At 66.7% G+C, this 25310-nt stretch carries 21 protein-coding genes and 1 pseudogene; 12 read left to right on the top strand and 10 right to left on the bottom strand.

All coding sequences use genetic code 11. The features are described from left to right. A pseudogene (locus ACWEJ6_RS45515) lies at positions 1-357 on the top strand (hypothetical protein); the annotation flags it as partial. Between the two features lie 313 nt (positions 358-670). Here the strand turns inward: ACWEJ6_RS45515 and ACWEJ6_RS45520 are convergent. Then, positions 671-2026 carry an ATP-binding protein gene (locus tag ACWEJ6_RS45520; protein WP_452431633.1) on the bottom strand — a complete coding sequence of 452 codons (1356 nt, stop codon included), beginning with the start codon at positions 2024-2026 and terminating at the stop codon, positions 671-673. A gap of 354 nt (positions 2027-2380) precedes the next feature. Between ACWEJ6_RS45520 and ACWEJ6_RS45525 the strand changes: the two genes are divergently transcribed. Then, the gene (locus ACWEJ6_RS45525) at positions 2381-2761 is read left to right on the top strand and encodes a hypothetical protein (protein ID WP_452431634.1); all 381 of its coding nucleotides are present in this window, start codon (positions 2381-2383) and stop codon (positions 2759-2761) included. 47 nt (positions 2762-2808) lie between these two features. Here the strand turns inward: ACWEJ6_RS45525 and ACWEJ6_RS45530 are convergent, their stop codons facing one another. From ACWEJ6_RS45530 to ACWEJ6_RS45560, 7 genes are all read right to left on the bottom strand, one after another. Then, positions 2809-3861, bottom strand: coding sequence for an AfsR/SARP family transcriptional regulator (locus ACWEJ6_RS45530; protein WP_452431669.1), 1053 nt, complete (start codon positions 3859-3861; stop codon positions 2809-2811). 846 nt (positions 3862-4707) lie between these two features. Further along, positions 4708-5094: an SSI family serine proteinase inhibitor gene (locus ACWEJ6_RS45535; RefSeq protein ID WP_452431635.1), complete on the bottom strand. Its 387-nt coding sequence runs from the start codon at positions 5092-5094 to the stop codon at positions 4708-4710. Positions 5095-6257: 1163 nt separating this feature from the next. Next, on the bottom strand, positions 6258-6776 hold the full coding sequence (locus ACWEJ6_RS45540; RefSeq protein WP_452431636.1) for a DUF6624 domain-containing protein: 519 nt from the start codon (positions 6774-6776) through the stop codon (positions 6258-6260). Positions 6777-6896: 120 nt separating this feature from the next. Then, on the bottom strand, positions 6897-8147 hold the full coding sequence (locus tag ACWEJ6_RS45545) for an MFS transporter (protein ID WP_452431637.1): 1251 nt from the start codon (positions 8145-8147) through the stop codon (positions 6897-6899). Between the two features lie 25 nt (positions 8148-8172). Further along, positions 8173-9495: a methyltransferase, FxLD system gene (gene fxlM / locus ACWEJ6_RS45550; protein ID WP_452431638.1), complete on the bottom strand. Its 1323-nt coding sequence runs from the start codon at positions 9493-9495 to the stop codon at positions 8173-8175. Further along, positions 9492-9866 (bottom strand): hypothetical protein, encoded by a 375-nt coding sequence (locus ACWEJ6_RS45555; RefSeq protein ID WP_452431639.1) that lies wholly within the window; start codon positions 9864-9866, stop codon positions 9492-9494. Before ACWEJ6_RS45555 ends, fxlM begins: the two co-directional genes overlap by 4 nt. Before the next feature lie 10 nt (positions 9867-9876). Further along, complete coding sequence (locus tag ACWEJ6_RS45560) at positions 9877-11172, bottom strand: helix-turn-helix transcriptional regulator (protein ID WP_452431640.1); 1296 nt, start codon at positions 11170-11172, stop codon at positions 9877-9879. A 172-nt stretch (positions 11173-11344) separates the two neighbouring features. Between ACWEJ6_RS45560 and folE the strand changes: the two genes are divergently transcribed. The 8 genes from folE to ACWEJ6_RS45600 all read left to right on the top strand — a co-directional run bounded on the left by folE (position 11345) and on the right by ACWEJ6_RS45600 (position 17610). Beyond that, positions 11345-11971, top strand: coding sequence for a GTP cyclohydrolase I (gene folE, locus ACWEJ6_RS45565; protein WP_452431641.1), 627 nt, complete (start codon positions 11345-11347; stop codon positions 11969-11971). Beyond that, positions 11968-12339: a 6-pyruvoyl trahydropterin synthase family protein gene (locus ACWEJ6_RS45570; protein ID WP_452431642.1), complete on the top strand. Its 372-nt coding sequence runs from the start codon at positions 11968-11970 to the stop codon at positions 12337-12339. Before folE ends, ACWEJ6_RS45570 begins: the two co-directional genes overlap by 4 nt. A 59-nt stretch (positions 12340-12398) precedes the next feature. Next, complete coding sequence (locus tag ACWEJ6_RS45575; RefSeq protein ID WP_452431643.1) at positions 12399-13202, top strand: 7-carboxy-7-deazaguanine synthase QueE; 804 nt, start codon at positions 12399-12401, stop codon at positions 13200-13202. Beyond that, entirely contained in the window at positions 13192-14025 is an 834-nt protein-coding gene (locus ACWEJ6_RS45580; RefSeq protein WP_452431644.1) for a hypothetical protein, read from the top strand. The genes ACWEJ6_RS45575 and ACWEJ6_RS45580 overlap by 11 nt, the downstream gene beginning before the upstream one ends. Before the next feature lie 77 nt (positions 14026-14102). Continuing rightward, positions 14103-15122: a hypothetical protein gene (locus tag ACWEJ6_RS45585; RefSeq protein WP_452431645.1), complete on the top strand. Its 1020-nt coding sequence runs from the start codon at positions 14103-14105 to the stop codon at positions 15120-15122. After that, complete coding sequence (locus ACWEJ6_RS45590; RefSeq protein WP_452431646.1) at positions 15110-15799, top strand: dTMP kinase; 690 nt, start codon at positions 15110-15112, stop codon at positions 15797-15799. The genes ACWEJ6_RS45585 and ACWEJ6_RS45590 overlap by 13 nt, the downstream gene beginning before the upstream one ends. A gap of 14 nt (positions 15800-15813) precedes the next feature. After that, positions 15814-16734, top strand: coding sequence for a hypothetical protein (locus ACWEJ6_RS45595; protein WP_452431647.1), 921 nt, complete (start codon positions 15814-15816; stop codon positions 16732-16734). A 36-nt stretch (positions 16735-16770) separates the two neighbouring features. Continuing rightward, entirely contained in the window at positions 16771-17610 is an 840-nt protein-coding gene (locus ACWEJ6_RS45600; protein WP_452431648.1) for a class I SAM-dependent methyltransferase, read from the top strand. A gap of 109 nt (positions 17611-17719) precedes the next feature. Here the strand turns inward: ACWEJ6_RS45600 and ACWEJ6_RS45605 are convergent, their stop codons facing one another. Further along, entirely contained in the window at positions 17720-18241 is a 522-nt protein-coding gene (locus tag ACWEJ6_RS45605; protein ID WP_452431649.1) for an NUDIX domain-containing protein, read from the bottom strand. 167 nt (positions 18242-18408) lie between these two features. On the opposite strand from ACWEJ6_RS45605, the gene ACWEJ6_RS45610 reads away from it, so the two are divergent. Continuing rightward, positions 18409-19536 carry a hypothetical protein gene (locus tag ACWEJ6_RS45610; RefSeq protein WP_452431650.1) on the top strand — a complete coding sequence of 376 codons (1128 nt, stop codon included), beginning with the start codon at positions 18409-18411 and terminating at the stop codon, positions 19534-19536. 182 nt (positions 19537-19718) lie between these two features. On the opposite strand, the gene ACWEJ6_RS45615 is transcribed toward ACWEJ6_RS45610, so the two are convergent. Beyond that, entirely contained in the window at positions 19719-20930 is a 1212-nt protein-coding gene (locus tag ACWEJ6_RS45615) for an NAD(P)/FAD-dependent oxidoreductase (RefSeq protein WP_452431651.1), read from the bottom strand. An 11-nt stretch (positions 20931-20941) separates the two neighbouring features. Between ACWEJ6_RS45615 and ACWEJ6_RS45620 the strand changes: the two genes are divergently transcribed. Then, entirely contained in the window at positions 20942-25264 is a 4323-nt protein-coding gene (locus tag ACWEJ6_RS45620; protein ID WP_452431652.1) for a hypothetical protein, read from the top strand. Positions 25265-25310 lie beyond the last annotated feature (46 nt).

Genomic DNA, 25310 nt, shown 5'->3' on the forward strand with positions numbered 1-25310 from the left:
GTGGCTCTGGCGATCACGGCGTTCGTGCTGACGAAGTTCTACATCATCTTCTCGTTCCTGTTCGGGTACTCCTTCACGCTGCAGATGCGGGCGGCGGGCGGCGGGCGGCGGGCGGCGGGCGGCGGGACGAACCTGCTCGCCCAGGACCTTCTCGGCAAGCCTCACCAGGGCCGGCCAGCCGGCACCCAGCAACACACCAGTCGAAATGCAGCGAGACGAGACGGAAGGCAGCCGACGACGGGAACCACACCGGCGTGGGACCACGCAGCACGCCAACGTACCCGCACACATATTCCAGGAGTCGCCTTAAGGCGACTCGGGGCGCCCATCGCAACAGCCGAAACCCGCTTGACCTGAGCAAACGGCACCTCCGCAGGTGGGGCGCTCTCAGCGGCAACCCCGAACGCGACAACAAAACGCGACACCGAAGACGACACCGAACAACGCCCCGTCCATGAAGCCGCAACAGCGGACGCGACACCCGGTGCGGACCCCGACCGCCGCCTCCCGCCTCAGGCGCAGTTCTCCTCCCCATCGGAGGCCGACCCGCCCTAACCTGTCCAGCCGTCCGGCGCCAGTCCGCGCCGGACGCATGGGCGGGCGGACCGGTATCGACACCCATCTGGGCCCCAGGTGTCAAGCCCCGCTATCACTCGGGGGACGCCTGACCTCAGGTAGCGAGGACAGCGGCCACGGCGATGGGCTTCGACCGGACCCGGCGATGACGAGGCCCACCCCCAGCAGGCAGACCGCTCAGAGCAGCCCGCCGATCACCTTCAGGAACTCGTGCTCCTGCCCGCGAGCGGCCCCGCCACCGCTTCGGCCACACACGCGGCCACCAGGCCGCCCGCGCCGGGCCCGCGGCGACTACCGCCCACGTGCCTGTCCCCGACCGTTCGGCGGCCACTACCGCTGACAGCGGCGCAACCGCCGTCAGCGTGCCGCTCAGCCCTGCCACGACACCCCCGTCCCCGCCCATGGCGGTCCCCGACGCCGGTGGCGATGACGTGCCCGCCCGCCTGCGATCCTCATGCGGCTGCGCCCCCAGCAGCTCAGACACGGTCGCCGAAGGGTAAGGCTGCGCAGCTCGGTATTCGTTCAGAACGGATGCGCCCGATTCGCTTCCGATCGAGAGGGGCTTGCGCGGAATGGGTGGCAGGGCCCGCCGCAGTTCCTCCGAACCAGCCGCGCTGATCACGATCTGCGGGCCGCGCATCGCGAGCCACCGCGACCGCACCACCAGGAAGGCCCAATCGGGCCAGTCCCGGCGCAGTCCAGCCAGTGCCTGCTGCGCCCACGGCTCTTGGCCGAAGGCCGACGCCTGATCCGCCTCCTGTGTCGACGCCCCCTCCCGTCGAGGGAAAGACTTCAGGCCAGCCGCCGAACCACTAGAGGTTCTTTCATCCAACGGTGAAGGGCTGATGCCAGTAATCACACCTTTCGTGTTCTTCGTGGCCTCCCCGGACGACATCGACATCAACTTGTGAAGCCCGCCCGGTTCCGGCCCTCGCCCGCCAGCACCGGCCGCATCGCCAGCTGCTGCAGCTTGAACCCCCTCCCCGGGTAGGGCCAGGTCCGCCCATACCGCATGCCCCGTACTCGGATCCCCCGCCGCCCCGTACCGGGTCGCCAGCGCAGCCACGCCGGCCAGCCCGCGTCCGTGCTCGGCCAGCCCCGGTATGGAACCCGACGTCTGCGTGAAGTCCGGAACCGGTCCCCCGCCCAGGTCATAGACGACGATGCGCGCCACGTCCGTGCCGCGCAGCACCTCCACCACGAAGAACCCCCGCGCCTGCCCCGAACGCGTGTGCCGCAGGGTGTTGCTGACCAGCTCGGCCGTCACCCACTCGGCATCCTCTCTCCGTCCGGTGTCGGCCAGCAGCCACCCCACCATGCGTCGCGCTGGAGCCGACTGCTCGCCCCGTCCCGGGAACGCCTGGCGCCAAGCCATCCCGCCCCACAGCTCCCGCGATCGGAAGGTCGACATCACCAGCCCCGGCGCCAGATCCGGGAACTCCTCCCCCATCGGCTGACGGTCCGTCCACGATCCAAACGGGCGGCTCGGCTCCGCTGACATGTGCTGCGTGCGGCGCTCCATGCTGACTGTCCCTTCCGGCCACGCCCCCGGCCCATCCGGGAACGGCCAGCACCATCACCCACCTCGCCACCCGAATCACATCACCAACCCGAAACCCCCACCCTCTACCGCGCCGACCAGCACCAACATCGCGCACACGCCTACCAGCCGCCCGCGTGATACCCCGGCGATCACCCCACGCAGAAGCTTGAGCCCCTCGGCCCAGCCCACCTACCGTCCCTCGACCCCGCACCCACAGGGGCCACACACCGCCACGACCAGGACGGAAGGACACCTCACCACGTGACCAGCACCGGCTACCAGACGCTCCTCGACTGCCGCCGCCGCAGCCGATACCTGCGCCAGCACGGCTTCACCATCGACCAGATCGCCATCATCCTCGCCCTTGACCACCCCGCCACCCCACTACGCCTCTACCGCCACGCCGCCGGCCTCACCGCAGCGCAAACGGTCGAGGCCTTCCACCGGCTCGCCGACACCACCGGCGCGGGGCTACGAGAATCCCGTCTCTACGACCACGAGCTGTGGCCCCGGACAGGCCGACGCCCCTCCGTCCACACCCTGCACCTCCTGGCCCGCATCTACGGCACCCAGCCCGCCCGTCTGCTCTCCCCCGGCATGCTCGCCACCTACACCACGCGCGAGCAACGCCTCCTCCGTTGAGGAGCCACCAGATAAGGACCGCGCCGCCTCCCTCCCACCGCGGCCAGCTAACGGAGGAAGCGCTCATAGACGTGAAGCACTTCGCTGCTCGGGACCGCGTCGATCTCCGCCAAGCGCTCCCTCAACAGCCCGAACGAGCGCCGTACGGCTGAGGTCCGGCCCAGTTCTCCCTGGATCGTCATCAGCTGACACCACAACAGCTCGCTGTACGGGTCGATGCGCTCCACCGCCAACCGCAGCACGTCCAACGCGCGATCCGGAGCGTCCCCGCGCACCAGCTCGGCCAGCCGCTCGGCCGCATCGACCGCCTGCCGTTGAGCGGCCTGCCGCAGCGGGAGAATCCACAGGGCATCCCGCCCAGCGAGCAACGGTCCCTGATAAAGGGCCAGCATCTCATGCAGCGCAGCAAGCCGATCCGGCTCCTGGCCCGTGCTGTTCGCTCGGACATAGGCCTTCTCGAATCGCCAGTAGTCCACGTCGAAGTAGGCGGGCGCCAAGTGGCGTCGCTGCCGCGTCTTCACCACGAACTTCACGCTCGCCGCATGACCAGACGCCTGCCGCATCACCTGGTTGAGCTGCCGAACCGCCGACTCCAACGAGCGAACACCCCGCTCACCGTCGCCCGACCACAAGGTGTCGATGATGCTCTCCGTCGACAGCCCTTCCTGGGAGGTCGACAGCAAGGCGAACAGATCGGACGCCACGACACGGCCGAAGGAGACCTCCACGCCGTCATACGACAGCCGCAGCCCTCCGAGCACCTCGGCTCTCCCCTTACCCGGCTCCGTCACGAACGCCGCATCCACCCACTCCGCAGCACGAGAAGCTGATGCGGTATCTCCCAGGTCAACGACGCCTGGCTCACCGGCATCTTCCTCGCCCATACCCGGCCCAGGCGCCATGATCTGCGCCTCCGCGGCAGCACCGGCCACGGGGTCGGCCGCGGCATCGATCAATGGCGTCTGTCCAGGAACGGAAGCGGCCGCATCACCGCCTCTTCCTTCATCAGTGCGCCCGCCGGCCACCGCGTACGAAGAGGCGGAAACCGCCGTTCCCGGCCAACGACGCCGGCGGTGGATCAACACAGCGGCCAGCAGCATCACCACCAGCCCGAACAGCAGCGCAGCGACAAGCCGCCCCTGCCCATCGGACGCCCCCGCCGCACGCTGCCATGGTGCATGAGCTTCACTGCGGGTCGCCGCAGGTGAAGGAGATGCGAGAGATGGCAGCGGTGAGGAGGAAGGACCGACCTCGGCATGACGCCGTGGCGACCGAACGTCGTGATGACGGTCATGCCGACGATGAACGTTCCTGGCGTTACGGCGCCTACCCGCGACTGCTTTCGATGACCGATACGTCCGCGAATCCACCTCACGCCACCTGCGCGGCTTGTCTTCCCCTCGAGGTGTCCGCACAAGGGGCGCAGGCCTGGGCAACCTTTCCCTGGGAGCCGAGCGCTTCGGCGTCGAACGCACTCGTGGCCGCGGAGATGGCTCCGCCTCCGGGGGCACACGCTGAGACTCTGCCAGCCGCTCATTGAGGTTGGAAAGCCCGCGTCCCTCGGCAACATCCCGATGCACCAATGCGCACAGTTTCTCCATATCGAACATCTGGCGCGTTTCCTCTGGAACCGGCGGACAATATGGCTCGGCACCAGCCAAAGCCATACCCGAGCCATCCAGAAAGGCGGCCACCAAGGCGCCCGTGATGGCAATTCGACCAAAAGCCCCGGAAGCTCTTTTCCGGTCGCTGGGAAGGCATCCCCGAAGCGCTAGGCTTCGCCAGAGGGTTGACACGTCAGCCGATTTACCACCAAGGCCTTCGTGGCACCCTCCCAAAATGGAATGCACATCACAAAAGTTGAGATCCGGCCGCGCACTGCGCGCACAGGCACTTCCTCATATATGTCGACTCGGTGCCGCCTGCAGCGACGCCGTCGCTGCTCCTCAGAAGCGGAAGACCGGACCCGTCTTGGCAGCAAGCGCACAGGCGTTAGGGAAAGTCTTCTGCCAGCCGATGGTCCGGTTCCGCCACAGACCGTACATCGTCGCTGTAACGGGGTCGCGCTTCTCGCTGCACCGGCGACCCGGGTCGCCAGGAAGACGGTCGAGGTCTCCACGAACAGCGTCGATGACGACGCACACGACCTCACCGTATGGGTGCCCCCTTGTCAGGCCTGGGCACTGCAGGGTGACCATCTTCAGACTGCTGTTTCCGTACGCCGTGACGGTGAGGACGACCGCGTTCGGCCGGGCAGCCCCATAGGCCGGGATGGCTGCGAGAACGAGGCCGGCAGAGAGACCGACGCCAGTGATCAGCAAGGGGAGGCGCATCACCGCTCCAAACGCCTTGGCAACTTAAAGTGATCGTAACACTACAGTAAGCCATATCCTCTCGCCTCGCATCCAATGAGTAAGCTTCACGAGACGAGATCGCACTCACCAAGAGAACAAATCCACACATTCGTGGCACGTCTCTGGCACGGCGAAGCGCCCTATCCGCGTCGCCTAACCGGAACTGCCCCCTCGCAGGGGCAGCCAAAATCGCGAGCATGGAGAGCGATGAGATATCGCTGATGCCGGAACTCGCGAAATGCCCACTCTCATGTTTGCACCACCTAATGTAGCCCGCTTGACTCAGGTGACCGTTCCGATGATCAGGACATCGCTGGGTCAATCGTCTGCTGGCACCCGATTACATCTCCAGGGTTGACGGCTCCGTGAACGAGTCGGCCAGGAATGGCCTACGGGAGATCAAAGTCCTGAGCCGGGCACCAAGAGGTGCCGATACGCTGCGCACGCGTGATGATCAAGCGCACCGGGGGGCAGGACATGCGCAAGAAGATTGAGCGGGCTCGTGGACGGGTGCCCGTCAAGGCTCTGATGTTGGTAGGTGGAGCCGCCGCCGTGGCCGCTGTGGCCATAGGCGGAGGGTCGATCATGTCCACCGGCCAGCAGAACTCCTCACCGCAGGCCGCGGACGCTCAGCGAGATGTCACTCGCGATGGCGCTCCGGCAGCCTCTCAGCTGTGGCGTAAGCCGGGCGCTTCAGCCGCCTCGCCCGATGCGGCGCCAGCCGCTCTCCCCCGTGGGATGGCCGCACATCGAAGCGATGAAGCTGGCACCACGAAGCACGTGGGCATGGTCAGCGACCATGTGCCTGTCGACGAGCCACGCGGTCGCCGCGATCTCGGACGGCCACGGGGGCAGGCCAGCACCGCAAACGGTCGTCACTCGTTCCGGCCCGGTCCTCGCTCAAAGCGCGGACAGAACGGTCCGTCCGCGCACTCGCCGACGCCCCTCGTACGCGATCAAGGCTCATCACTACTCGGGATGAAGTGCGATGAGATGTTCCCACCGCGCAAGTGGGAGTTCCGGGTGCGCAACGTCGCATGCCATCGCCTCTTGGGCTGAAAGCCGGCCAATGCCTCTGCGCGAGACTTCACCAGCAGCAATATGCTCCGTACGAATCCGATACTGCGTCGGATGACGCGTTCTCAACTCTGTTCGTATTGGCGCATGTGCCGGTCGTACTCGGCATGAGGCTCCAGACCCATCTCAGCGCGGCGCTCGTCAAGGTGCTCGGGGTCCTCGATGGGGTGCGGGCCGAACCCGTCTTCGGCGGTCTGCCGATATTGGGTGCCGTACACCTGAGGACGTCCTTCGTGCACCCGTACCCGATCCACCAGGTACGCAAGCTGCCGCGTTGTCGCCTGCCCTCGGGCGACGGCGTCGCGCAGCAGCGGCAGGCAGCGGCGCTGGAAGTCGCGATCGCGGTCGGCGTGCTGAGCCAGCAGCCAGGCCGCCTGGGTGGCGCGTTCGCCGACGAGGTCGTGGCCGGGCCAGCCGTGTTCGTCGATGACCCGTCTGAGGAACTCGGTGTTGTCGGTGTCCACCCGCTCCCACTCCTCCAGCAGCTCCGCCGACAGCGGCTCCCCCACCGGAAGACTCAGCCGCACCTGCTGATCACGCTCCATCCGCGCCAGCAGCTCATCACGTAACCCGGGATCGAGCACGTCCGCTCCCTCGAATATCTGAGGCATCGTGACCTGGTGAGCTGTTCAAAGCGGCCCTCGGCATTTCCGACCATGCGTCCGCCTCCCGGAAAGCGTGCCCGTTCTGCTGCGGGGTGTACCTCAGCCGGTGGTCATGCCCTGGTGGTCGCCCGCCCGGAGGCGGCGGACCGCTCGCAGGCTGACGACGCCCACAGCCCCCGCCACGACGACAGACCCACATCCCCCCAGGACGGCCCGCACCCCCACCACGTCCGCCAGGGGCCCCGTCACCGCATACGCGACAGGCACCAGCAAGCTGCCGAGGGTGGCGTTGGCCGCCACGATCCGGCTGAGCTGTTCCTCGGGGATGGTCTCTTGCAGGAACGACGTCCACACGATCAGGTTGAGTGTCCCTGCGGCACCGGTGAGTGCCCCGGCCACGGCCAGGACCGGCAGCCAGGCGTCAGCGGCCATTCCCGCCAGCAGCAGCGCTTCCGGGATGGCGCCGGCGCACAGCACCAGTCCGACGCGGGCGGGTGGGAACAGCAGCGAGATGATCGAGCCGCACGCCAGTCCGACGCCGATCGCGGAGTTGACCAGGCCCCAGCCGGCGGCGCCGCCCAGGTGCTGGGTGGCATAGATCGGGCCGAGCACGCTCATCCCCGCCGCCCAGCAGGATGAGGTCACCATGCTCAAGACGGTCAGAGCCCACAGCCACCGGCGCTCGGTGAAGGCGGTCCATCCCTCGGCGAGGTCGGCCAGGAAGCGCCGCCGCACCGGGCGCCCGCCAGGCGATGGGCGCAGGGTGAGGAACAGCGCGGCGGAGACCACGAAGCTGATGCCGTCCCAGGCGAGGATGAGCCCGGGACCGATGGCGGCGATCACCAGGCCGGCCAGCCCGGGACCGAGGATCGCGACGGCGTTGAAGCAGATCTGCAGAAGTGCGTTGGCCTGCACCAGCATCGGCCCCGGCGGCACCAATTGCGGCACCAGCCCTTTGGCGGCCGGTTGGAAGAACGCGCCCGCCGCACCCGCGACCATCGTCAGCCCGGCCAGCGCCTCCACTGAGGCGGCGCCGTTCAGCACCATCCCGGCTGCGAGGAGCTGAGCCGCGCCGCTGACGAGCTGGCAGGCCACGATGATGGACAGCCGCGGCAGCCGGTCGGCCAGCACGCCGGCAACCGGCGTGACCACGAGGAAGATCAACAGCCCGCTCATCAGCACCAGGCCGAGCGCCGTGGCGCCGCCGCCGAGGTCCACCACGGCGAACGCCAGCCCCAGCGGTGCGACGGTGCTGCCGATCGTGGAGGAGATCCGGGCGAGCGCGTACCGGCGATAGCGCGGGTTGGTACGCAGCAGTTCGACGGCGGCGGCCAGGCGAGGATGCGTCACGAGCAGACCCTCCCCTTGCGGAGGGTCACATCCAAGCCATGACCAGCTGGGTGTGGCGCTTGGGGAAGACCCGGCCGATGGCCGGCGCCGGCACGGTGGCGTCGATCGGATGCAGGCTGAAGTCCGGACCCGGATGCCGACGCCAGTCGCGGTCCCAGGTCATCACCTCCTCGACGAGCTGCCGGGCCAGGGCGTCGCCGTGGCGGCCGTGGCCGTGGACGCCGATCTCGTAGCGGCGTTTCCCGCTCTCGGCGTCCTTCTGCTCGGGGCCCATGGTGAGGTAGGCGAAGCTGTCGGGGGTGATCAGGGCGGGGGTGAACCAGCGCATGGCGGGCTCGATGCGGTCGCTGCCGCGCTCCGGGTCGGCCCAGATCACGCCGAAGGTCTCGGTCTGGGCCGCAACCCACAGGTGCAGGGTGTCGAACGGCTCGTTGTAGCCGACCGTGACGCCGGTCCAGCGTTCGATACGGTCGCCGTCCAGGACCTGGTCCAGAGCCGCGACGTCGAGGGCAGGGCCGGCGTCGATGAGCAGGTTCACCGTCCCGCCGGCCAGGGCCGCCACATGCTCGTGGTGCGCGCCCGCGCCCTGGATGGGGATGAATCCGCACATGACGGGGTCCAGGCCGGCGAAGTGATCGCCGTCGCGGACGAAGGTGAAGGAGCGGGTGAGCCCGCAGAACCGCAGCGGGACGATCATCCGGCCGCCGGGCGCCAGCAGCCGGCCCCAGGGGCAGTCCCAGGCGCCGATCGTGACGAGGATGACGTCGAACGGCCCCAGCTCGTCGGCGGCGTGCTCGGCATCCCCGAGCACCACCTTCACCTGCGGGTAGCCGGCCTCGGCAAGGAAGCGGGTGGCGCGGTCGGTGACGAACGGGTCGATGTCCAGGCTGATCACCAACCCGTCCGGGCCGACGAGCTCGGCCATGAGCGCCGCGTTGTAGCCGCCGCTGCCGATCTCCAACGCCCGCATCCCAGGCCGCAGGCGGGCCGCTTCGAGCATCTCGGCCTGCAGCCAGGGGGCGCTGATCGAGCTGGTGGCCTTGCCGTCGGCGTTGCGCCTGGTGACGACGGTGTCGCGCGTGGAGTAGGCGGCGGAGACGGGCACTTCGGGGGCGAACTTCTCGCGTGGCACCTTGGCGAAGGCGGCGGCGATCTCGGAGGAGCGGATCGCGCCGCGCTCGCGCAGCTCGGCGACCATCGCATCGCGGAGGCGATGGGGAGACTGGACTGATGACGGACTGTCAGATGACACTTGCTCTATGTTAGCGAGCTCGGGTGTGCGGGCCTCGCGTGTCATCGCTTTCTCGGCTGATGAACATGCTGGGTCATCGCAGTCAGTCCAGCTCATCCGCTAGCACTGTTCTCGATGTGTTCGAAGATGTCGGCATCGGTCTCGCGCTGCCACTCGGGCAGCTCGTCCCAGTCGGCCACGTAAGACGGCTTAGGGTTGTCGATGTGCTTATGGATCTGGGTGATCCAGCACAACGCGACGAATCTGCCCTTCTGCTCGCGGGTCAGCTTGGCCGTATGGCCGGCGCTGATCTCGACGAAGGCACGCACTTGACTGCTGACAGCGGCGGCGGCCTGGCGTTCCCACTCGGGTGTCTCCTCCCACGGGGTGATGTAGGAGGGCTTGGGCTCTCCAGGGAAGTGCTTGTGCACTCCCGCGATCCATGCCTCGCGGAAGATGCGGCCCTGCTCGTCCGTCGTGCTCTGCATCGGGATCCTCTCAGTGTGGGGCGGGGGCCGACAGGTGGGCGATGCGGTCGTTCAGCTGTATCACCCGGCTGTCGGAGAGAAGGGGCTGGAGCTGCTGTTGAATGCCGTGCAGTTTCCGGCCGACGTAGCCCGCGGATTGGGTCTGCTCGGCCAGGTCCACGGCGTCGCCGGCGTAGTGCAGGAACTGGTCCAGGTCACGTCGCTGGAGGCCGAGGGCTGCCAGGTCGGTGAGGAGGCTGCCCCGGCGCCGGAGCGAGGTGGCCTGGTTGAGGGCGGCGAGGAGTGCGGCCTCGGCCGCATCGGCTCGGCCGAGGGTCAGGTAGCAGGTACCACGTTGATCAGCCAGGCGAGAGCCGTCGAAGCGAAGCCATCCCCCAGGACTCGCGGGATCGGCGAGATCAAGGACTTCGTCCGCGACGGCGAGGGCGCGTTCGCATGCTGCCCGGTCGCCGTGTCCGGCGTGGGCCTCGGCTTGGACGGCGGCGACCCAGTGCCGCGTGGACAGCCGGCTGTCACCCCGCTGGGCGATGCGTGCGGCCGCGGACAGCACCGCGGTGGCCTCGGGATACTCGTGCTCGTACAGGTTGACGAACGCCTGGCGGGTGAGCGCGCAGGCCCAGCGGTCGTAGCAGCGAGCTTCGCGACCGGCGCTGACGGCCATGGTGTAGCAGTAGGCGGCGTCGGTGTAGCGGTTGCTGTCGAAGCAGATCTCTCCCGCGAGTTGGAAGAGGTCACAGGCCACCACGCACAGTTGATGGCGGGCTCGGGCTGAATGAGCTTGGTCCAGTTGCTTGACCAGGAGCTTGAGCTGGTCATGGACCAGCGGATAGACCAGCCGTTTCGACTTGGACAAGGCGAAGACCTGCCAGAGATGGCCGCTGAGCAGCGCGTGCTGTTCGACGTCGTCGGCCTCGTCGGATGGGCCGGCCCATTCCTGGACGTCGGCGGTGGCCGGTTGGGGAAGCACCATGAGCGTGCCGGCGATGCTCAGCAGGCGGAGAAGGTCACGACGGTACATGTCGTCACCTTCACCCATCAGCTGGGCTTCAGTCACGACCCTGCCGATGACGACCGAATTTGAGATCTGCTCGGGTTCCTCACGAAGGGCGAGAAGGCCATCCAACTCGTCCGGGGTGACCTTTAGCAGGTCGCACATCTTGGGCCGGATGTACGGGCAGGGCTCGGTCTTGCCCAGCTCCCACCGCCCGGCCGTAGTGCGGTCGATGCCGAGCTGGTCGGCGAAGAATTCCTGGCTGTAGCCGAGCGCCTTCCTCCGTTCGGCAAGGCGCCTGCGTTTGGCCGCCAAGGCGCACCTCCGCCCGCGTCGTTCCGTCAAGTGCAGCGTACGGCACATGCACGATCACCGGCTGCGATGCCGCAAAGGTGCCGCATCGATGCGGCATCGATGCCGTGGCCTGGCGCTTCACCGGACGGTTGGCTTGGGGTGCCCGCCGGAAACTTCGATCGGAGGACATCAGGTGCTCATCGCACACCCCGAAAACCATCGCCTGCCCGCGACCTTCATCCCAGGATCGCCAGGCATCGACGTCGCAGCAGCCGAACAGGCCGCCGCAGCCCTTCTCGCGGCCATCGGCGTGAGCAACGGCAGTGAGGCCGCCGACCGGACACCGGCTCGGATGGTGGCCGGGCTGGCCGAACTGCTCAACTGCCCGGCTTGGGAGTTCACCACCTTCCCCAACCGGGAAGGGCAGCACGAGCTGGTGCTGGCGCGCGACGTGCCGTTCACCTCGCTGTGTGCGCACCATCTGCTTCCGTTCTCAGGGGTCGCGCACGTCGGCGTGCTGCCCGCTGCTCGGATCGCCGGCCTGTCGAAGCTGGCCCGGGCCGTGGAGGCCTTCGCGGCGCGCATGCAGGTACAGGAGGAGCTCGGGCAGCAGATCGCGGCTTTCCTGGAGGAGCGGCTGGAGTGCCGCGGGGTGGGTGTCGTCCTGGCGGCCGAGCATCTGTGCATGACCAGGCGCGGAGTTCGTGCTCAGGGTGCTGAGACGGTCACGATCGCCTGCCGAGGTGATCTGCGGGACGATCCCGGCGCTCGCGCGGAGTTCCTGCAACTCGCCGCACCACAGACGCGGAGAGCCGCATGACCTTCCGTATCGGTAAGCGATTCACCTTCGAGGCCGCTCACCATCTGGCCGGCCTGCCCGAGGGACACAAGTGCGGCCGCCTGCATGGCCACTCCTACACCGTCGAGGTGGTGGTGACGGCCACCGAGCTGACCGGTCCCGGCTTCGTCGCCGACTTCGCCGACCTCGCTCCGGTCAAGCAGCATCTGGCTGAGCACTTCGACCACCAAGCGCTCAACACCGGTCTCGACGTGGAGCCGACCAGCGAGAACCTCGCACGTTGCCTGTTCGAGTGGTGCGCCACGAACCTCCCGCTGCCCACGACCGCAGCTCTCGAAGCGGTCCGGGTCAGCGAAACGCCCGCCACCTGGGCCGAATACCGACCCTGACCCAGGGGCTTCCCCCCCGGACGCGTAACCCGCATCTCGATCCCACCGAGAGGAAACCCATGTCCGCCGACCTGCTACCGATCGCCATCCCGACCGGACAGCGGCCCGCCCCGATCGCCGAACTGTTCTACTCCTTCCAGGGCGAAGGAGTGAACCTCGGCCGTCGCGCCCTCTTCGTCCGCTTCCTGGGCTGCAACCTGACCTGCGGCTACACCGACGCGCCGACCAGCCGTCACAGTCCGGCGCAAGGCTCGATGCTGTGCGACACCGAATACACCTGGAACAGCGCCAAGCACGACCTCTCCGCAGGTGCACGGCACCTGACACCACAGGCGATCTGGGACGAGCTGATCCAACTCGACCCCACCACGGCCGACCCGACCCTCCCCCCGATCGACCTGATCGTCATCACCGGCGGGGAACCACTCCTCCACAAAGATGCCGTCCTGCACCTCGCGCACCAGGCGGAGCTGACCGGCCGGCACGTCGAGATCGAGACTAACGCGACGATCAAGCCCGGCCCCGACCTGGTCGCCACGGGCGTGGCCTTCAACGCCGGCCTCAAACTCACCAGCTCCGCGGTGCCGCGCAAGAAGCGCATCAAACCGGACGCCATCAGGCAGCTCGAAGCAAGCGGCCGAGCCAGATGGAAGTTCGTCGTCAGCACTGTGGACGACCTGGCGGAGGTCGCCGCACTTCAGGCGGAGTTCGGGCTCACCGAGATCTGGCTGAGCCCCGAAGGCAACACCCCCGAGCGCGTGATGGAGCAGATGCGCATGGCCGCGGCCCCCGCGCTTCAGCACGGCTGGAACCTGACCACCCGTGAGCACGTGCTGATCTGGGGCGGTCAGCGTGCCAGGTAGCCGCACCCCGTCGCACGGCATCAGCTTCTCCGTCATCGCTCCCGCCGCCTATCTGCGGGAGTTCGTCGCTCAGACGCCCGCCACGGTCCACCACGTGGCGGCCCAGCGCGTCCTGCTCGATCCGCCCTACCGGGCGTTCTTCCTCGAAGAGGAACGCCGCGGCGCCACGATCATCCTCGACAACGGCGTCTTCGACCTGGGCCAGTCGCTCAAGCCGTGCGAGCTCGTCCGAGCCGCCCGAGCGGTGAACGCCGCAGAGATCATCCTGCCTGATGTCATCGGTGACGCCTCCGCTACCATGCGCGCCAGCGACCTGGCGGCGGCACAGATCCTCGACCTAAGCGAACAGTTCCGGCTGTGCGCGGTCGTCCAGGCCGCCACCGACGAGGACTGGCACCGCTGCTACGACCACTTCATCACGCGCGACTACGTCGGCGCGATCGCCTTCCCCGCCTCCCGTGGCAAGAAGCCAAGCAACGCGTTGTCCAAGAACCGCCTCACCGCAACAGAGCACCTCGAAGCCCACGGCATGGTCGACCCCGGACGGATCTACCGGCTGCTGGGCCTGGGCCGGACCGGTCATCTGGAGCTCCTCGAACAACGCCGGCACGAATGGATCAGCTCGGTCGACGCCGCCGCGCCGGTCCTGCTCGGCGCCATGGGCATCCGCATGCTGCCCGACGGGCCCTACGAGAAGATCCGGACTCCGCGCGTCGAGACCGTGCAACACATCGAATCGGGCCGGTTCTCACTGATCAAAGACAACATCAAGGCTGTCCGGTACGCCGCCGGCTGCCCCATCGAGATCCGGACGGCCTCATGACGAGCCCGACACTCATCGATCACGCGTCCGAGCAAAGGGCTCTCGCAGCATCCCCCATCGACTTCTACCGGCACACCATGAACACTGCGAGCCTGCTGCGCTACCTGAAGATCAAGGTCCATCACCTGATCCAGGACTACGACTGGGCCCGCATCTCGGTCGTCGCCGACTACGACCGCCACTGCCTGATCTCGGCCCATGAGAAGAACGACAAGCTGTTCAACTGGCAACGCCCCACCGCCCACGTCCAGGGCACCCACCTGATCATCAAGTGCTTCCCCGGCGTGGACTACGTCCACCACTACGCCCTCATCATCGCGACCTACCTGAACATGGTCGGCCGCTACCGCGGCCAAGTCGACTACACGCTCCCCTCCGAACACACCTGCCGAGCTGCCGTCGACCGGCTGGACATCGACGCCTCGGCAGACGACCTCATCGTCGTCGGCTGGGGCCTCGAACGGTTCGCCAACGTCACCGCCTGGACCCACGGCCCCGGCCACGCCTGGCAGCGCACCGACGTCGACGGGCGACGCGTGCTCTACCTCGGCTACCTGCACAGCATCTGGGGTGACGTGGCCGGCCGCGTCGTAGCCCGCCTGGCCGCACTGGGCGCCCGCCGCATCGTCTACGTCGGCAAGGTCGGCTCTCTCGACCCGCACATCGCGCCGAACACCCGCCTGGCCACCGGCCACACCAGCGTCCTGCCCGACGGTCGCGTGAGCTGGCGGGACTTCTTCGGCGACCTCGCCGCGGGCCAGCCGGACGTCCGCTCCGGCACCCACGTGACCTCACCCTCCATCCTGTTCGAGGACACCAACTGGCTGGCCCGCCAGCACGGCCACCACTTCGTCGACCCGGAGATCGGCCACATGGGACGTGCCGCCCACACCGCCGGCATCGAGTTCGGCTATCTCCACGTCATCTCCAACAACCTGGCTTGCCCCTATCCCGCCGACCTGTCCAACGAACGACTCCCCACCGTCGTCGAACAGCGGGCCGTCCTCCTCGACCGCATCCACGAAATCATCCGGCTCCGGCTACGGAGCATCCCCGCGACACGAACCAGCGAAGGAACCAACGCGTGCACATCCTGACCGGCGCACCCGGCAAGCTCATCACGGTGACCGGCATCGACGGCGCCGGCAAATCAACGCTGGCCGCCGCCCTTCACGCGGCGCTCAAGGACGCCAACAAGAACGCGATCCTCGTCGGCAAGCACACCACCGAGGTCCCGATGAGCGCCGAGCTGTCCGCCTACGTGGACAGCGTCAACACGGTCGTGTACCGCCGCGACCCGACCGTGGGCGCCGCCTGCGGCAACCACTACTGGCTCTGCGCCCTGGCCGCCTGGTACGCCCTCCAGGACCGGCTGATCATCCGGCCTGCCCTGCGAGCCGGGGTCCACGTCATCCTCGACAACGCCCACCACAAGATCCTCGCCCGCTACGCCGTCTGTCCTGACGTCCCCACCGACCTGGCCCGACAGCTCTTCGCCCACCTCACCCAGCCCGACCTCATTCTGTTTCTCCGCATCAGTGCCGATGAGGCCCTACGCCGGCGCAACGGCGACTTCACCGCCCTGGAGGCAGGCCGCACCGGCTCCACCAGCGAGGCGTTCATCTCCTACCAAACGTGTGTTACCGAGGAACTGCGCCGGCAGGCGACCGATGCGACCTGGGCGTCCATGGACGTCACTGGCAAGGACGCGGACGCCGTCCTGGCCGAGACGATCGTGCTCCTGTCCGAACGCCTCGACATCCAGATTTCCTGAACCCGGAAGGCCGCATGCAGCTCGAACCCGACCGGCGATACCTGTGGCACGGCATCACCTGGGCCACCGGCAGGCCCACCCTTCTCCTGGCGGACACCACGACCGGCACTCTCGGGCAGATCGAGGTCGTCAGGCGGCACCTGGGGCTGAAGGTGGTCGACTCGGCCCGATTCTGCACCGGCCGCTACGCCTTCACCGACACCGTCCATGTCGGGCCCCTGTCCTGCCCGCAGCAGGCCCTCGCCGAGCGCGGCGGCCAATGCGCCAACTGCCTGGAGCGGGACGACTTCCGTTTCGCCCACCAGATCCACCAGGGCGGCCACGCCACGCCTGCCCTCGCCGCCTACATGGCTCAACCCCACTGGCTCTACATCGCCACCTTCGCCAACGCGGTCAGCAAGGTCGGAACGGCGACGGCCTCTCGCCGCAAGTCCCGGCTGGACGAGCAAGGCCCGATCCGCGCCACCTACCTCGCCCAGGCACCAGACGGGCGCGCTGTTCGTCACCTGGAAGACGCCCTCAGTCGTGAACTCGGCCTCACCCAGGCCATCCGTGCCACGGCAAAACTCGCGGCGCTGGTCTCCTTCGATCCCGGCCACGTCGATGACGCACATGCGAAGGCCGTCGACCAGGCGATCACCACGCTGGCCGCCCTCGGGATAGCTTCCGAACGCGAGGCATGGCGGCCATCGGCCGAGAGCTGTGCCGTGCGTGACCCCCGACGCTCACCAGAACGAGCCCTCTACCCCCATGACCTACGTACCGGCGAGCACGGGTTCAGCATCGAAGCCTGCTCCGGACCGCACGCCCTGGCACGGCTGTCAGCCGGCGACGAGATCCTCTACGTCCTCGACCTCAACGCGCTCAAGGGGCACCGCGTCTTGAGCGGCAACTACACTTCACCGCCGACCACCGTCCAAGAATCGCTCTTCTGACCACGACCGCAGCTCGCGATGCACCCACACCGGCCCATGACGAACTACGAGGACAACAACCCGATGCAACGCCCAGATGCCCTCACCGGCTGGGACGACGAACACAACGCGGAACTCTACGACCGCTTCACCCGCGAGCACACCTTCTACACCGACGCCAGCCGAGACCTGGCCGCTCGCGCCGACCTCACCGACAAGCAACTCGTCATCGACCTGTGTGGCGGAACAGGCGCCACCGCAACCGTCCTCCTTGAGAGCCTCCCGCCACACGGTCGCGTGATCTCCATCGACAGTGCCCCCGCCATGCAAGCGGTAGGGCGGCGCCACCGCGACACGCCTCGCATCACCTGGATCACCGCCAAGGCTGAAGACCTCGCCAAGCACATCTCCGCGCCGGCTGACGCCGTGATCTGCAACTCAGCAATCTGGAAGACCAACACCACCGCGGTCTTCGCCGCGGTACGACGCGTGCTGCGGCCGGGCGGGCGGTTCGTGTTCAACATCGGCGGCCGATTCGCCGGCCTCACCGACCGAGAACCTCACGCCACGGCCTCCCTCAACGACCTGATCATCGCCATCGCAGTAGCGGACTACGGCTACGTACCGCCCCAGCAGAGGCGCCGGCCGTCTTCCACGGCGGCCATCCTGCGGACGCAACTGAAGGCGGCCGGGTTCGCGACCGTCACCACGGACGTCGTCACGCGCACCGGCACCTTGGAGGAGAAGCGCGCGTGGCTGTCGATCCCGCTCTTCGCCCGACCGCCCGGACAGCTCACCCACACACAGCGCCTGGAAATCCTGCGAAAAGCCTACGAGCAGGTCGACAAGACGCGGAAGGTCACAACACGCTGGCTCGTCGTCACTGCCCAAGCCTGACAAGGGACTCAGTGCCAGCGGCATCTGTCATGGGACCGTCGCGCTCCTCAGGAGCGCGACCCTTAACACCCCACTGAGCCTGTGACCGGCGGGAACTGCGGTCCCTTCGCTACGCACCCGTCCGCTCGGACAGTTGGCTCGCGTACCGGCGGATGCGTGGCCGATCTTCAGGGAAGGCGCCCTCCCAGTCCTGGGAGAGAGGAACCCATGCGACAGGTTGATTGCTCTCCTCTGTGACCTGCAGTGACCGGGCCACGATGGCTCCATAGGACAGGCCAAGCGTGACGCTCCAATCTCGGTGGTAGGAGCGCACCGTCACCGCCGCCGGTGCTTCCAGCAGATCAGCGGAAATCCCCGTCTCCTCGAGCAGCTCACGACGGGCGGCATCCCGCGGCCTCTCGCCAGGCTCGACTCGCCCGCCCGGCGGCACCCACCCACGCCAGCGATGCTTGACCAGCAGCACATGCCGGAACGCTTCGTCGAAGACCCATACCTCGGCCGCGAGAGGGTCCATCGGACCCTTCATCGCCGCCTCCAACCAGGCGCATGCGTTATCGAACTCGGCTTCTGCCCTGCGGGCGTCCATCACGGCTGCCCGCAAGGTGTACTGGTCAGGCCCACGCTGATCCACCCACCCCACGGTACTCGCCACGCCCAACAGCCACAGGCCGGACTCGCTCTGACAGCAGACGGGGCGAAAGATCAGGCGCGCCTCTTGAATCCGGCACTCAACCGGCCGCTGATGCTCCATGCTGAGCGTGTCCCAGCACTGTTCTTGCTCATTCGCGAGGAGCGTTCTTGACCCGGTACGCCGTCGATCAACGCCGCAACGTCCTCATCGCCTCCTGGAACACCGGGTTGGGAGACATCGCGGTGGACGTAGGCGACCTTCCTGCGGGGATCCCCAGCCACGACGCACTGCACCTGGCCAGGACACTGACGCAGCTCTCTGACGCCTGCTGGCGGTGCTACACCCATCCGGCCAGCGCCGCCGGCAGCCACGAACCCAACTCCGAAGGCGAACGCCGGCAGGAAGAACGCGACGCCTTCACCAGCGTCCTCACCGCGTTGACCAGGCCCAATCTGCCCTCCGACGGTTTCATGATCCAGTCCTACATCCGCGTCGAAGAAGCCGCCCACCAGGTCGGCCACGTCCTGCACGCCCTCAACGCTGCCGAGCTGACCACCCGCGTCACCATCGATGTGGGCGCCGAACTGGCCGCCATCGAACAGGCCGAGCTGGGCAACCTGACCGAACGCGCCCGCCAGGCCGTCACCCTCACCCGCGAAGACGCCTCCCCGGTCCAGGTCGCCCAAGCCAGCAGCCTGCTGCACGACAACCCCTTCGGCCCCGAAGCACTCTTCACCGAGATCGACCCGGCCGCAGCCGCCGTCGCCGCCGCACACTGGCTCTACGCGGCCGCCACCATCACCGCCGAGTCCACCGGGCTCCCCGCCACCCAGCTCGTGGTCGAAGCTGACAACATCGAGGCACTTCCCCACGAGACACCCACCCTCGTTCTGGAACTGATGGCCGACGGCGCCACACCGCGCCAGGCCGTAATGCCCCTGATCCGCGACGCCCTGCGGGTCGCCGAAGGCGAGATCCCTGACATCACCGCACTCCAGCAGCACATCGCCGCCGCCGAACAACTGCTCGACAAGCAGCGCAACGACCAGCCCAAACCGAGCCTGGACGCGCTCGGCCTGCGGATCACGCCGCTGGATCCCGGCCGACCGGCCCTCGACCTTCTGGAGGACCTGCTCAGCGGCATCCGCGGCTGCTGGCTGCTGTACGCCGAAGACGCGACCGAGCTCGACGAACCTGAAGACCTCGACGAGGAGGACTGGCAGAAGCGCCGCACAGCGACGTTCTTTGCGGAAGTCCGGGAGGAAGCTGCCGCTCATCGCGAGCGCCTCTTGTAGCGCCACGGAGTGCGGGTGCCGCGTTTGCACGTGTGATGGCAGCTTCCATCATTCCGGCATTGCGCGAGGTTGAGCGAGGGCAGAAATCGGTGTCCAAGGCCTGATCCGAGGCCGTCTCCGGATCCTCGAGAGCCCTTCGTATCCGGCCAACAGCATGTGAACGCGGGCCGCCGCGCGTTGGTTCACTCGGTAAATGGGTGTACCGAACCATTGAGGGTGGGACGCCCCAGTGAGAAGGGTTCAAGCACGTCAGGACTGTGGCGGTCGATGATCGCCTGGGCCAGTGCGTGGCCAAGGAAGGCAGCGAAGGCGAGTCCGTGCCCGTTGCAACCCACCGCGAACCAGGCACCGGGCACATCGGGCAACGCGCCGGTGATGGGTAGCTGATCGGGGGTGCGGGCCATCGCCCCGGCCCAGCGGGTGGTGACAGGGGGCAAGTCGAGCTCGGGGAACAGCCCGGGCAGGACCCGCTCGACGGCCGCCTGGACCTCATCGGTCGGGGTTTGCACGGTAGTCGCGAAGCCCACGTCCAGATCACGGCGACCGCCGATGATGATCTGACCGTCAGCGGTCTGCCGCCAGTATTCGCCGGTCGGGCTCACCGAGCCGCCCGTCGGCACCCGGAACACCGGTGCGGCGGGCGCGTACGCGAGCATCTGAGCGCGCGCCGGAGTGATCAGCCCGGCCGTCTGCGGCACCAGTGCGGGGGTCCAGGCGTTCGCTGCCACGACGGCCGCCGCGCAGCTCAACGGCCCGACGTTGGTCTGGAGTTGGATCCGGCCACTGTGGTGGGCAATGGACCGTACCTGGACGCCGGTCATGATCTGGGCGCCGCGCCGCTGGGCGGCATGTGCCAGAGCGATGATCAGCCGCACCGGATTGATCGACAGTGCGTCCGGCTGGTACAGCGCGCCGCCGACATGCTCAGCGACAGGCGTGCCGATGAATCGGCCGAGTTGCGCCCGCTCCACGACCTCAACGGGGAATCCGTCGGCCGCCAGGAGCTCGGCCTGCTCACGGGTGGCGTTCCATTGCGCCTGCCCGACTGCGAGGCTGAGCTGGCCATCGGCCGACAGTTCGCAGTCGATATCTTCCTTGGCCACGAGCTGGCGTACCAGTGCGACATTGCCGATGGTCAAGCGGTGCAGCTCGCGGGCCAGAGTGCGTCCGAGCATCGCGACGGCCTGTGGGTAAGGCGTGGCCAAGCCCGGCCCCACGAAGCCGGCGTTACGCCCACTTGCGCCTGTACCGGGAACCCCCGCTTCCAGCAGCAGCGGGTCCAGTCCGGCTTCGGCCAGCCGGTACGCGGTACTGACGCCAAGCAGCCCACCCCCGATGACCACCACTTCGGCCTTGCCAGGTAGCCATCCCGACCGCGCCTGCCAGAAGGACACCGACTCGGAAAGTGATGCTGGTGATGACATCATCCCCGCCATTTCGCCGCTCGACGATTCCACAACGCTGCCCCCGGCCACCCTTGGCGGCACCCATTGTCCCGTCCTCTTACTTCGCCGTCATCTCCGACATCGTTCCGTCAAGCTGTGCCGTGGCGCTGGAGTGTGCTGGTTTGCAGGACAATGCTCTTGTGACCGATGAGGGATACGGCCAGGCGCCGCGGTATTGGTGTCCACGTGCAGGCAATCTGTCGCTAGATGACGATGGGTATCTGCTCGACCCCGAGACTTTTCTAGGGCAGCACGTCAACGGCGACCTGGTCACCTCGGAAGAAGTAGTTCGCAACGGTCACTGCGTGGTGTTGCTCGGTGAACCGGGCATGGGCAAGTCGACGGTGACCAAGGGCCTGCTATCGACCGGTACCGATCTTGTCGGTGGCGCTGTGTTCCGTTACGACCTGGGCGCATATGCCTCAGAAGAGCGTCTAGTTGCGGAGGTTTTTCGCAACGAGGACCTGGAGCGCTGGCGAAACGACCCTCAGCCGTTGTTGCTGATACTGGACTCATATGACGAGTGCCGCATCTCTACATTGCCTCGCATTGTGGAGGCTGAGATTGCCCGCCTGGCATCCGCTCAGCTCAGAGTGGTACTCGCATGCCGAACGGCAGGCTGGCCCGTTGGCTTGGAGAAGCGTCTAGGACAGGTGTTCGACCCCCAGGAGGTGGCCGTCTATGAGCTCGCTCCGCTACGGCGCACCGACGTCGCCACCATGGTGCGCAGTAAAGGCTTCGATCCGGAACAGGTGCTGGTGTCCCTATCGGCTAGCGGCACTGTCCCGTTGGCCATCAAGCCAGTGACGCTGCAACTGCTGCTGGCGGACATGAGCCGCGGCTCCAACGGAGGGTTGACACCGGGTCGCGGACAGTTGGAGCTGTATGAGCGCGGACTCACCGCGCTGTGCGACGAGTGGGATGAGCTACGTCGAGACGCGGATCAGACGAAGGTTACGCCGGAAGTGCTGATGAAGGCGGCCGGACGTCTGGCCATCGTGATGACCTTGAGCGCTGCCGAAGCAGTGTGGACTGGACCGGCGGTTCAGCGGCCGTCACAGGACATCGATCTTTCGATGGCAGGCCTTGCCGGGCAAGAAGGCACCGGTCGTGAGGTCTGGTCAATGCTGGGCAACACGGGGCTGTTCTCATCGCGAGGCCCGTACCGGTTCGGGTTCGCTCACCAGACCTACATGGAGTTTCTAGCAGCCCGCTACCTTGCCGATCTGCCGCACGACCGCGTGCGCCGGCTCATCGCTGATGGCGATGGCAATCCTGTAGAGGCCCTTCGCAGCACTATTAGTTGGCTCATCGCCCTGAAGCCGCAGTTGTACGGCGACTACGCGCGTCGCGACCCAGTCGGCTTCACGATGACCGCAGTGGAGATCCCCGACGACCGGGTACGGCGTGAGATTGTTGCGGGGCTCTTTGCCAACGCCCGTGACTACGACGTGCCGCCGAATCTGCGTCAGGACTGTCACCATCTGATGCACCCGGGCTTGGCCCAGCAGATCGGGCCCGTACTGAGAGACAAAGGCGACAGTGTCGCCGCGCGTTATGTGGCGCTCTGGCTCGCCCGGACTGCTGACGATCCAACCTTGGCTCAGGATCTCGCACAAATCGGTGGGGATAGCGCTGAGCCTCTAGATCTGCGGATCGCCGCCATCTCGACGTTGGGAGCCACCAGTGACCCAGTAGCACGTGCTGCACTCAAGCCGTTGATCCAAACCGACAGCCCTGGAACCGACGAGATCAAAGGGAGTGTGCTCTCCGCACTGTACCCCCGCGACCTCAGCATGAGCGATGTGCTCCCTGCTCTGACACCACCCCAGCGACCGGAGACTTTGGGCGCCTACCAGTACTTTCTGAGCGTCATTCTTCCTCGGTCTTTGACCGAGGAGCAGCTTCCCGAGGCGCTGAACTGGGTCGCACAACAGCTCGATCAGGAGTGGCCCGGCGATTGGCTTGATGATCTCTGGGACGCGGTTGTCCGTTTGGCCTGGCACAATGCCTCTCGGCCAGCCGTGTGCCAGGCACTAGCGGCCCTGATTTCGCATGGCCTTCCGGAGCATCGGTTGCTGCGGCAAGGACACAACGGCCAACCGCCTCTTCCCGTGCTGGCCGCCGAAGTTCGTCAGGCTCTGGCCAGCGAGGTCATCGCTTCGCTTCAATCGCGAGTCGACAGTATTGGCCTGGTTGCTCTGCCGACGCCCGTCCTCGTCGCCGATGACTTCGCCTGGCTCACGCAGCGTTGTAGCGAGCTCGACGAGTCTCTCGAGCGCGACAGCCTCCTTACCCTTGCCCGCTACCTTTACGACCCATCCCGCGCCGACCACCGAGAGATCATCTTCGATATCCCTGCAAGTAGCCGCCTCTATGGCGAGCTTGCCCGTCAGTGGATCGAGCCGATGCGCTTGGACCAAGAGGATGTCCAGGAGTTGCGAAAGCACTGGCGCAAGCCCGATCGCGTCAAGCGACTGAGCGTGGAAGAGCTTCGTAATCGGCTGAGTCCACTCGTGGCAGCAGCCTCAGCCGGCGACCACGATGCCTGGTGGCAGTTGAACCTGTGGCTATCCGTGACTCCCGACACGTCCTATTTCGGTGACGAGCGTCACGATGATCTCACTACGCTTCCCGGGTGGACCCTGCTCGATCCCGCGCAGCGGCAGAGCCTCCTCATTGCTGCCCAGCGCTACCTGCGCGAAGCTCCGATCGATGTTGAGCAGTCTCTGAGCACGAACACGGTCCAGCGACCGGTGTGGGCGGGATACCGTGCATTGGCTCTACTGTCTCGTCTCGATCCGGCCGCTATCGACGATCTCCCAGCAGACGTCTGGCGACGATGGGCCGGCATCACCCTCGACTACCCGCTGCTGTCAGGCAACGACGACAGTGCAGCGGTGAGAGAAGCGCTGGTCAAACGGGCATACGCACTTGCCCCTGACGAGGTGATCAAGGCCACCGACATCCTCATCGACCAAGCCGCCCAACATGACCACTCGCTGTTCGCGGCCCGCCTTCTCGCTCCCATCATCGATACGCGCCTCTCAGAATTTCTCGCCTCTACCTTGGCCAGTCGCACACTGCCGGAATCGACGGCAGCATCGGTGTTGGAAATCCTGCTTGAGAGTAGGACGCCCCAAGCGATCTCAGTTGCAGTTGCCGCACTGGAACCCGAGCCTCGCCGAACGCAGCCCGCCCGAGCCCTCACTGCAGCCCGGCAAGCGCTTCACCACGCCGCCACAGAGGTGTGGCCAGTGATATGGAACATCCTTAACGAGGATCCAAGTTGGGGTGCCCAGCTTTTCCTGAGTTTGCCCCAGGCAGGTACAACCCTCTTCCCGCGCCTCAGCGAGGAAGACCTTGCCAACCTCTACACATGGTCGGTACAGCAATTCCCACCCGACGACGACCCCCCGGAGGATGCCGAACCCCGCATCACCCCCCGGCGGGAACTGGCGAATGCTCGTAATCGCATACCATCCCTGCTAACCGAACGCGGAACACCAGCAGCCGTCGCAGCACTAGAAAGAATCATCGAGGCACGGCCGGACGCACCCTGGCTGCGCAGTCACGTTCATCAGGCCACTCGGCTGCTCCGCCTGAACAACACGCGGCGACTTGAGCCTGCGCAAATCATCGCCCTTCTCGACGATGAGCAACGGCGAGTCGTCCACGATGAGAGAGACCTCGCCTCGGTGGTGACCGAATCCCTCGGCAGGCTACAGCACCTCTTGCAAGGACACCCCACACCGCAGGCATTCGCCCTGTGGGACGAAGAGATGCGCCAACCGAAAAACGAAGACCGGTTGAGCGACTACGCTGCCGACTTCCTGCGCCGGGACCTCTCACAGCGCGGCGTCATCGTCAACCGGGAAGTTGAAATCCAACGAAAGACCGGCTCCCGAATGGGCGAGCGAACTGACCTCTATGTCCAAGCGATCTCAACCAGCAACGCACGAGATATCATCACACTAATTATCGAAACTAAGGGCTGCTGGCACAGCGAAGTAACCACAGCAATGCAGACGCAGCTCGTTGAGCGCTACCTCAAACCCGCAGACCTCCGGCAGGGAATCTATTTGGTCTTCTGGTTCAGCCACGAAAACTGGAACAACAAAGATTCGCGTTATACCAGAGGAAAGCGATACGCCTACGACAAGCTCGTTACAGAGCTGAGTCAGCAGGCGATTAAGCTCCGCGATAGCAATGACATCTGCGTAACTCCGATAGTGGTCGACGGAACTCTAGCGATGCTACCTGCGAGGGAGGACAGTCAGTAGCGATGCGTGCTGATGCGATTGCCGCTGTGCGGCCGTCGATCCCGGC

This window comes from Nonomuraea sp. NPDC004702, assembly GCF_053601695.1.